The organism is Streptomyces sp. KR55 (assembly GCF_052245645.1).
GTDB lineage: Bacteria > Actinomycetota > Actinomycetes > Streptomycetales > Streptomycetaceae > Streptomyces > Streptomyces flavusporus.
Genome location: NZ_JBQQCE010000415.1, coordinates 1 through 8,721, shown reverse-complemented (window position 1 = coordinate 8,721; position 8,721 = coordinate 1). Strand labels below are relative to the sequence as shown.

Genomic DNA, 8,721 nt, shown 5'->3' with positions numbered 1-8,721 from the left:
ACTCGGCCTCGGTGGTCTCGGTCACCTGGGGGTGCAGTACGCCGTCGCGATGGGCTTCGAGACCGTGGCCATCGCCCGCGGAGCTGCCAAAGCCGACTTCGCCAAGCAACTCGGTGCGCACCACTACATCGACAGCACGGCGGACACCCCCGTCGCGGACGCGTTGCAGTCCCTCGGTGGCGCCAAGGTCGTGCTGGCCACCGCCGGCAGCTCCGACGCGATCACGGCGACCGTCGACGGGTTGTCCCACCGCGGCGAGCTGGTGGTCATCGGCGCGACTTTCGAGCCGATGGGCATCAGCCCGGTCCAGCTGATCATGCAAGGCCGGATCGTGCGCGGCCACCCGTCCGGCACCGCGCAGGATGTGCAGGACACCATGGCATTCAGCGCCCTGCACGGGATCCGCCCGATGACCGAGATCATGCCGCTGGACCAGGCCGATGAGGCCTATCAGAAGATGCTCTCCGGCGCCGCACGGTTCCGCATGGTGCTCACACCCCGCTGAAAACACCCCGCCCACGTTCCAGCATCTCGAGGCGAAGCCGATCCATGACCACATCACGGGACCTGATGATCATCGCTATCGACGTGGCGCCCAACCACCCCGTGGAACAAGGCGACCTCTCGCTCGCTCTCGCAGGAGCCGAGGTGCTCGACCTACTCGATGCCCAGGCCATCACCCTGGACGGCGATCACATCGTGCCTGGCCACCGACCGACCGCACGCGACTCCCTGCTGGATCAGGCCGCATCGTCGCTCGTCCGCGAAGCGCCGTACGAGACGGTCGGCGACTGGCTGTGGCGCAGAGGTCGCGGTCTGTCCGCGGCTTATCTGGCGGCCCTTGAAGCGGAAGGGCAGCTCCGCCGGCAACACCACCGCAGGAACCCCTTCCGGGCCAGCAGTGTCGTGCCGGCCGATTCACCGGACCATCGTGCGGCGGCCCAACGCTGGGCCTCGGACGAGCCCACCCTGGCCGCCCTGGCGGCGGCCATCGGGATCCATCGCCGGGCCGGGGAGGACTCTGCCGACTCCCCGAGTGCGCACGACGACGCTGTGGACACCGTGCTGGCCGCTGTGCACGACGCACTGATGCAACTGGAGGCCATACGGCAACGACGTGCCATCGAGCAGGCCGCGTTCGACAACATCTGGCGCGGCGAATGACGACCCTCGGTTGTCCCTGCCGGGACCGGGGCGGTGGGCCTGTCAGGGCTCGGCGATGTCCTCGCGGAGGCCGTCGGAGAACTCCCACCAGGCAAGGGGGAGCCAGTCGCCGTTCACGAACCCGTCGACCGTCGCGCCACGGCCGCGGACGGTGACCGTGGTGCCGGGCGGGTACGAGGTGCCGGACAGGCCGAGCACGGGGACGAGCAAGGTTCCGAGCCGCTGTGCCGTCACGTGTCCCGACCTCCCTTCACGGGTCTCGGTGCGAAGCGCGATACGCAAAAAAGCGATACGCGATGAGTGTGCTTCCGAGATTACCGGCTTGCCCCAGCCCGCGGGCGAGAGAACCATGAGGAGTAGGTCACACAAACGGGGGCGCTCCCGCGGGCAATCCGCGTGCACATCACCGGTCAGGAGATGGAAGAGATGAAAGCCGTCGTCTACAAAGGACCTTTCAGCGTCGCGATCGAGGATGTCGACAAGCCGACCATCCAGCAACCGAACGACGTGATCGTAAAGATCACATCCACGGCGATCTGTGGCTCGGACCTGCACATGTACGAGGGACGTACGGCGGCAGAGCCCGGAATCGTGTTCGGCCACGAGAACATGGGAATCATCGAGGAATGCGGCCAGGGTGTCACCTCCCTCACGGAAGGTGACCGTGTGGTCATGCCGTTCAATGTCGCCTGCGGGTTCTGCAAGAACTGCGTCGACGGGTACACGGGTTTCTGTGAGACCGTCAATCCCGGTTTCTCGGGCGGGGCTTACGGCTATGTCGCCATGGGTCCGTGGAAGGGCGGTCAGGCGGAATATCTCCGCGTTCCGTTCGCCGACTTCAACTGCCTGAAGCTGCCGCCGGGAAACGAGCACGAGACCGACTTCATTCTGCTCGCCGACATCTTCCCCACCGGCTACCACGGTTGTGAACTCGCCCAGGTGCGCCCGGGCGAGAGCGTCGCGGTGTACGGCGGCGGGCCGGTCGGGCTCATGGCCGCGTACTCGGCGCTGCTGCGCGGCGCGGCGAAGGTCTTCGTCGTCGACCGGATTCCCGAGCGGCTGGACAAGGCCCGGGAGATCGGCGCCGTCCCGATCAACTTCGCGGAGGGCGACCCCGTGCAGCAGATCAAGGACCAGACGGACGGGGCCGGCACCGACAAGGGCGTCGACGCCGTCGGCTACCAGGCGATGTCCCAGGACGTCGACCACGAGGAGCCCGCGACGGTCCTGAACTCGCTCGTCCAGACGGTTCGCCCCACGGGCGCCCTCGGTGTGCCGGGCCTGTACGTGCCGGCCGACCCCGGTGGCCCGGACGAGCAGTCCAAGAAGGGCATGCTCCTCGTGTCCATCGGCAAGCTCTTCGAGAAGGGCCTGCGGATGGGTACGGGCCAGTGCAACGTGAAGCGCTACAACCGGTACCTGCGTGACATGATCATCGAGGGTCGGGCGAAGCCGAGCTTCGTCGTCTCCCACGAGGTGTCGCTGGACCAGGCACCGGAGGCCTACGACAAGTTCGACAAGCGCGTCGAGGGCTACACCAAGGTCGTCCTGCATCCGTAGGGCACCGGCCATGGCCATCCCGCCCCCGTCGTGCATCGGAGCCGATCACCATGTGTTCCGGGCACGGCGGGGGCCTGCTGTTCCCTGGGAGGCGTGCATGACCTGTGTCAGTCGACCGGCCACGTGTGGGCCGGAGCGTTGAGGTGCATGTAGTCGATGTACTGCTGCGTCATCAGCCGCAGGGCCTCGTGGCGGCCGGTGTGGGTGGAGGCATCGATGTGGTGGAACATCTCCTTCTGCCACACCGCTCCGTTACGGCCGGTGACGCACCGCTGGTCGATGATGCCGAGCAGCGGCTCTCGCCAGGCCTCGTCCATGCCGGAGCGCTCCAGCCCCCGGTGCGCCAGCGGCAGCAGACGCCGCAGGACGAGTTCGGGCACCGGCACCTCGCCCATGCCGGGCCAGTACAGCCGTGCCTCGATCCCGTGCCGCGCCGCCGTGTGCAGGTTCTCCTCGGCGGCCGAGAAGGACATCCGTGACCAGACCGGCCGCTCCTCCTCGACCAGGGCACGGGTGAGCCCGTAGTAGAAGGCGCCGTTGGCGAGGGTGTCGGCGACGGTCGGCCCGGCGGGCAGTACGCGGTTCTCCACCCTCACATGGGGTTTGTCGTGGGCGACGGCGTAGACCGGACGGTTCCAGCGATAGATGGTGCCGTTGTGCAGGGTGAGCTCGGCCAGTTCGGGGATGTCGCCGCGGTCCAGCGTCTCCGCGGGGTCCTGCTCGTCGCACAGGGGGAGCAGTGCCGGGAAGTAGCGCAGGTTCTCCTCGAAGAGGTCGAAGACGCTGTTGATCCATCGCTCTCCGAACCACACCCTGGGCCGCACTCCCTGCACCTTGATCTCCTGCGGACGGGTGTCGGTGGCCTGCTCGAACAGCGGGATGCGGGTTTCGTGCCACAGTTCCTTGCCGAACAGGAACGGCGAGTTGGCCGCCAGCGCGACCTGGACCCCGGCAATCGCCTGTGCGGCGTTCCAGTAGTCGGCGAACTCCTCCGGGGACACCTGGAGGTGGAACTGGGTGCTGGTGCACGCCGCCTCCGGAGTGATCGTGTCCGCGTAGGTGCGCAGCCGGTCGACACCGTCCACGTCGAGGCGCAGGTCCTCGCCCCGAGCCATGAAGATCTGGTCGTTGAGCAGTCGGTAGCGAGGGTTCTCCGACAGCGCGGCCTCGCCGACGTCCTCAGGCCGCAGCGTGGGAAGGATGCCGACCATGATCAGATGCGCTCCGACCGACCGGGCGCGTTGCTCCGCGTGGTTCAGCGCGCCGCGGATCTCGGACTCCCAGTCGTCGGGGCCGCCCGCCGTCAGCCGGCGGGGCGGAATGTTGATCTCGAGGTTGAAGCGGCCCAGCTCGGTCGACCAGGCGGGGTCCGCGATCGCCTCGAGCACATCGACGTTGCGCATCGTCGGCTCGGCCTCGTCGTCGACCAGGTTCAGCTCGATCTCCAGTCCCACCTGGGGCCGCCCGGACTCGAACCGTGAGTCGCGCAGCATCTGCGCAAACGCGTCGAGGCACTCCTGCATCTTGATCCGGTACCGGCGGCGGTCCTCGCGGGTGAAGACCAACGCCGGGACGTCCCGTCCCATCGGCCCTCCCGGGTTCCCGTCCTCGGACACCTCTCGACCTCCAGCGTCGCACCACCGAGCGACCCTGACCAGGCGGGATGTGGATCACTGCAGCGACATGCTGCTCGTGCTGGGTGCCGCCCGGGCCGACGCCCCCCCGACCGGTGATTGTCCACCGCCGGAGCGGGCACCCGTGCGCACTGTGGGGATACGGCGGCGCGTTCTGATCGGCGGGTGGAGCAGCTTCCGGGACGGGGAGGCGACCGCCGGGGACGTGCTGGCCCTGCGCCGGGTGGAGGAGGTACTTGCGCGGGCGGGGCTTGCGTACGACGTGGTCTGGAGCCCGGTTTTCCGGCCGGAGGCGCTGCACCTGGAGCAGGTGCGACCCGGGGAGTACTCCCACCTGGTGTTCGTCTGCGGACCGCTGCACGGGCCGCAGATCGAGGCGCTGCACCGGCGGTTCGCCCACTGTGTGCGGGTCGCGGTCGGGACATCCGTCATCGATCCCGCCAGTGCGGCCGTCACCGGGTTCCACCGGGTGCTGGCGCGCGACGCCCCGGGAGCGGAGCCGGTGGTGGATCTGTCGGCCGGGGCGCCCGCCGACCTGGCCCGGCCGGTCGTCGGGGTGATTCTCACGCATGGCCAGCACGAGTACGGGCCGCAGCGGCGGCACGCGGAGGTCGCTGCCGTGGTGACTCGCTGGCTGACCGGCAAGGACTGTGCGCGCCTGGAGCTGGAGACCCGTCTCGACACGCACGACTGGCGGCTGTGCGCGACACCGGCCCAGCTGTCGTCCGTCCTCGCCCGGCTGGATGTGGTCGTCACGGACCGGCTGCACGGGCTGGTTCTGTCACTGCGGGCGGGTAAGCCCGCGCTCGCGGTCGACCCGGTCGCCGGCGGGGCGAAGGTGACCGCGCAGGCGCGGGCCTGCGGCTGGCCCGCGCTGCTCGCGGCCGAACGGCTCGACGCAGCAGGGCTGGACCGCTGGTGGGAGTGGTGTCTGACCGCGGGGCGCGTGACCGCCCGGCGGATCCAGCAGCAGCTCCGGCAGGGCGACGTCGTACGGGACGGCACGGGCGAGCTGCTTCAGGCCCTGGGGCCCTGCTCCGTCGGGTAGTCGGCCCCGCGGCGTCGCCCTGGTCGTCATCCGGTGACCGTGTAGGAGCGCGCTCCCGTCCCGGCGAGACCGCCGCCGTCGACGATCAGGTACTCCGGGCGAATGGGGCGCCCGTCGAGCCAGCTCTCCAGGATCTCCCGGGTGCCGGCGGCATAGCGGGCCTGTGCGGAGAGGGTCGTACCCGACACGTGCGGTGTCATCGCCTCGTACGGCATCGTGCGCCAGGGGTGGTCGGGTGGTGGCGGCTGCGGATACCAGACGTCACCGGCGTACCCGGCCAGCTGGCCGCTGTTCAGGGCCCGCACCACGGCGTCGCGGTTGACGATCAGGGCACGTGCCGTGTTGACGATGTACGAACCGCGTTTCATGGCCCCGATCAGTTCGTCGTCGAAGAGGTTCTGCGTCTGCGGGTGCAGGGGGGTGTGGATCGACAGCACGTCGACCGCGGGGGCCAGCGACCGGGCGTCGGGATGCCAGGTCAGCTCCAGCTCCTGCTCGACCTCCTGGGGCAGCCGGTGCACATCGCAGTAGTGCAGCGTGACGTCGAACGGCTTGAGGCGGCGCAGCACCGCCAGGCCGATACGGCCGGAGCCGAGGACGCCGACGTCCATTCCTTCGAGGTCGTAGGCGCGCGAGACACTGTCGGCGATGTTCCAGCCCTTCTTGGTGGTCACCCACTCGTGGGCGGGCAGGTAGTTGTGCACCAGGGTGAGGATCTGCATGACGGCGTGCTCGGACACGCTGATGCTGTTGCTGTAGGTCACCTCCGCCACGGTCATGCGGTGGGCGATCGCGCTCGGCAGGTCGACGTGGTCCGACCCGATCCCCGCGGTGATCGCCAACTTGAGCCGGGGAGCGGCGGTGATCCGCTCGGGAGTCAGATAGGCGGGCCAGAAGGGCTGCGAGATCACCACGTCGGCGTCGGGCAACTCGCGGTCCAGCGTGGAGTCCGGGCCTTCTTTGTCGGACGTGACGACGAACGTGTGGCCCCGCTCCTCCAGGAAGCGGCGCAGTCCCAGTTCTCCCGAGACACAGCCGAGAAGCTGTCCCGGGGTGAAATCGATGGCTTGCGGGGTGGGCGCGGTCTGACCCCCCGGGTAGCCGGTGATGGCGGGAATCTCGTCGCGGGCGTAGTCGGGTGGATAACCGCCCACTGGATCCGGATAGAGCACCGCAAGAATCTTTGCCATGGCCGTCCTCCATAGGTAGGGGCCATTGCTGCGGTAACCGGTCGGGCATATGAACCGGTCGGCACCGACGATCTTGAATTTTAGTCGAGTGGAAGTAGGCGCTGCAAACCCCGTGGGCAGGGGCCTACTGAGCTGATTCAGAGTGGCAACGCCGTTGACATGCCGTGAATCAGCTCTTGGTGAGGTAGTCGATGCGCCCGTCCTCCCACTGCGCCACGAGGGTGGGGCCTTGCCCGGCGATCCCCACTTCCGCGGCCTCCGCCACGAATACCTCGGCCCTGTACACCCTCTCCTCCTGTGCGGGCCCGACTTTGATGTCATTGGTGTTGAGGCAGTCGAGCACGAGTTTCAGCTGCTTCTTGCCGGTGAGGCTCCCGTCGCAGATGTCGCCGTCCCGCCCGGCCGGGCTGCCGAGGCTGACGAGTTCCCCCTTCTCGTCCACGGTGAGCGTGTAGAAGGAATTCTCGCTGGCGATCGTGTGATTGAACCACGTCCCCTTCAGCACGACCTCAGGGCTCTTGGACGGCTGAGAACCCGACGGGCTCGGCGTCCCGGTCCGAGACGGCGACGCCGTGCTGCTCTCGTCGGCCGGGACCCCGTCCAGCCTGTCTCCTCCCTCCGTGCAGCCCACCGCCATGACCGCGGTGACCAGCACAAGGACAGCCACGCCGCCACGCCGCTTACGGGTTCGGTTGTCCATGGCACCTCTCGATCGCTCTCACCCGGGATGGGGTCTGTCTACCGGACTCCAACGATTGGCCCGATCCGCCGGACACGTCCTGACGGATCAAGCGGCGGCTGCGGCGCGCCGTCGCATCAGGCGGGGGCGCAGGCCGAGCAGGAGCGCGGCGACGGCGGCCCACAGGGCGAGCGTGATCGCAGGGCCTGTTGCGTGCGCGCCGTTGAAGTAGCTCAGGTCGGTGATGGCGCGGACGGCGGCGCCTGGTGGCAGTAGGGCGGAGACGGCTCGGGCAGCGGCGGGCAGGAGGTCGGCGCCGATGATGGCACCGCTGGTGGCGTTGCCGAGGGTGAGGAGCAGCAGGGTGGCGACGGGGACTCCGATGGGGCCGAGATACGTGCCGAGGAGCTTGGTCGTGAAGGCGGCAGCTGCTGCCAGGAGCGTGAGGGTGAGGATCAGCGGAATGACCGGGGCCGGGACTGCTCCCAGCGCAGGTCCGGCGACGATCGCGGCGACCGTGCCGATGGCCACAGAGGCGCCGGCCAGCAGCCGGAACCGGTGGCGCAGGTTCAGGTGCCCGGTCAGTCCGAGGGCGTTCGAGCCCAGGACGAAGCCGGCCAGGGTCACGCCGAAGGCCACGTAGAAGCCGGCCAGTCCGCGGGCGTCGAAGTGGGTCAGGGGAACGACGTCCTCGGTGGTGAGGTGCTTGCCCGCGCCGTGGGCGTAGGCGCCGACGAGGGTCTTCACCGCCGATGTGGTGGACGCGCCGTCGGCTCCCGCGATCTCCAGGCGCAGCCCGTCCGGCCCGTCGGTGCTGAGGGTGGCGACGACGTCGTGGCGCTCCAGTGCGTCGCGCGCGGCCCCGGTGTCGGCAGCCGGGTGGATGTCGACGCTGTCGCCGAGGGCCTGGTGTATCTCGCCCGGCAGGTCCGGTGCGGTGACGGCGATGGGGACCTGGTGGGGCTGGGGGTCGCGCTGCAGGCCGACGTAGCAGCCGATGAAGGCCGCCACGACGACGAGGGCGATCAGTGTCGGTTGGAGCCAGGACCTCACCGGCGGTCGGCGGCGAGCGGCGTTGTGGGGCTTGGGTGAGGGCTCAGTCGCTGCCGAGACTGTGTGGTCGCGCTGGGAAGCGGACGCTGCGGGGGTTTCCATGACGAGGCTTTCTGACGGAGGGCGCGGGGCGTGCGGGAGGTGTGACGAGGGATGCGCGCGCCGCGGCTGCAGTTACGAGCATATGCTCCTATTTATGGGATGGCAAGAAGTTACGAGCATAAGCTCGTATCATGGTGGGGAAGGCTCTGGAGGAGATCATGACCGCTACGCCGACGAACCTCGCCAACGCCTGCAACAACCTGGCACTACGCAAGGCGGCCCGGTACCTCGGCGCGACCTACGACAAGGCGCTGGCCCCGGTCGGTCTTCGGGCCACGCAGCTCAGCATCC

At 68.8% G+C, this 8,721-nt stretch carries 9 protein-coding genes; 4 read left to right on the top strand and 5 right to left on the bottom strand.

Features of this window, described 5'->3' with window-relative positions; genetic code table 11:
* Both ACTWQJ_RS39875 and ACTWQJ_RS39870 read left to right on the top strand, forming a co-directional pair.
* Positions 1-505: zinc-binding dehydrogenase (locus ACTWQJ_RS39875; RefSeq protein WP_443311326.1), on the top strand; the 505-nt coding region annotated here is incomplete at its 5' end.
* A gap of 44 nt (positions 506-549) precedes the next feature.
* Positions 550-1,164, top strand: a complete 615-nt coding sequence (locus ACTWQJ_RS39870; RefSeq protein ID WP_443311325.1) for a GPP34 family phosphoprotein — start codon at positions 550-552, stop codon at positions 1,162-1,164.
* Between the two features lie 42 nt (positions 1,165-1,206).
* Here the strand turns inward: ACTWQJ_RS39870 and ACTWQJ_RS39865 are convergent, their stop codons facing one another.
* On the bottom strand, positions 1,207-1,398 hold the full coding sequence (locus tag ACTWQJ_RS39865; protein WP_224732976.1) for a hypothetical protein: 192 nt from the start codon (positions 1,396-1,398) through the stop codon (positions 1,207-1,209).
* 192 nt (positions 1,399-1,590) lie between these two features.
* Here ACTWQJ_RS39865 and ACTWQJ_RS39860 point away from each other — a divergent pair, with 192 nt between their 5' ends.
* The gene (locus ACTWQJ_RS39860) at positions 1,591-2,724 is read left to right on the top strand and encodes a glutathione-independent formaldehyde dehydrogenase (RefSeq protein ID WP_443311327.1); all 1,134 of its coding nucleotides are present in this window, start codon (positions 1,591-1,593) and stop codon (positions 2,722-2,724) included.
* Positions 2,725-2,831: 107 nt separating this feature from the next.
* Here ACTWQJ_RS39860 and ACTWQJ_RS39855 read toward each other — a convergent pair whose 3' ends face one another.
* Complete coding sequence (locus ACTWQJ_RS39855) at positions 2,832-4,310, bottom strand: glutamate-cysteine ligase family protein (protein WP_443311324.1); 1,479 nt, start codon at positions 4,308-4,310, stop codon at positions 2,832-2,834.
* A 172-nt stretch (positions 4,311-4,482) separates the two neighbouring features.
* On the opposite strand from ACTWQJ_RS39855, the gene ACTWQJ_RS39850 reads away from it, so the two are divergent.
* A complete protein-coding gene (locus ACTWQJ_RS39850) occupies positions 4,483-5,406 on the top strand; it encodes a polysaccharide pyruvyl transferase family protein (RefSeq protein ID WP_443311323.1) in 924 nt (307 codons plus the stop codon).
* 26 nt (positions 5,407-5,432) lie between these two features.
* On the opposite strand, the gene ACTWQJ_RS39845 is transcribed toward ACTWQJ_RS39850, so the two are convergent.
* The 3 genes from ACTWQJ_RS39845 to ACTWQJ_RS39835 form a co-directional block, all read right to left on the bottom strand.
* Entirely contained in the window at positions 5,433-6,596 is a 1,164-nt protein-coding gene (locus ACTWQJ_RS39845) for an NAD-dependent formate dehydrogenase (protein ID WP_443311322.1), read from the bottom strand.
* A gap of 169 nt (positions 6,597-6,765) precedes the next feature.
* A complete protein-coding gene (locus ACTWQJ_RS39840; RefSeq protein ID WP_443311321.1) occupies positions 6,766-7,296 on the bottom strand; it encodes a hypothetical protein in 531 nt (176 codons plus the stop codon).
* Between the two features lie 87 nt (positions 7,297-7,383).
* Positions 7,384-8,328, bottom strand: coding sequence for a hypothetical protein (locus ACTWQJ_RS39835; protein ID WP_443311320.1), 945 nt, complete (start codon positions 8,326-8,328; stop codon positions 7,384-7,386).
* Between the last annotated feature and the right edge of the window lie 393 nt (positions 8,329-8,721).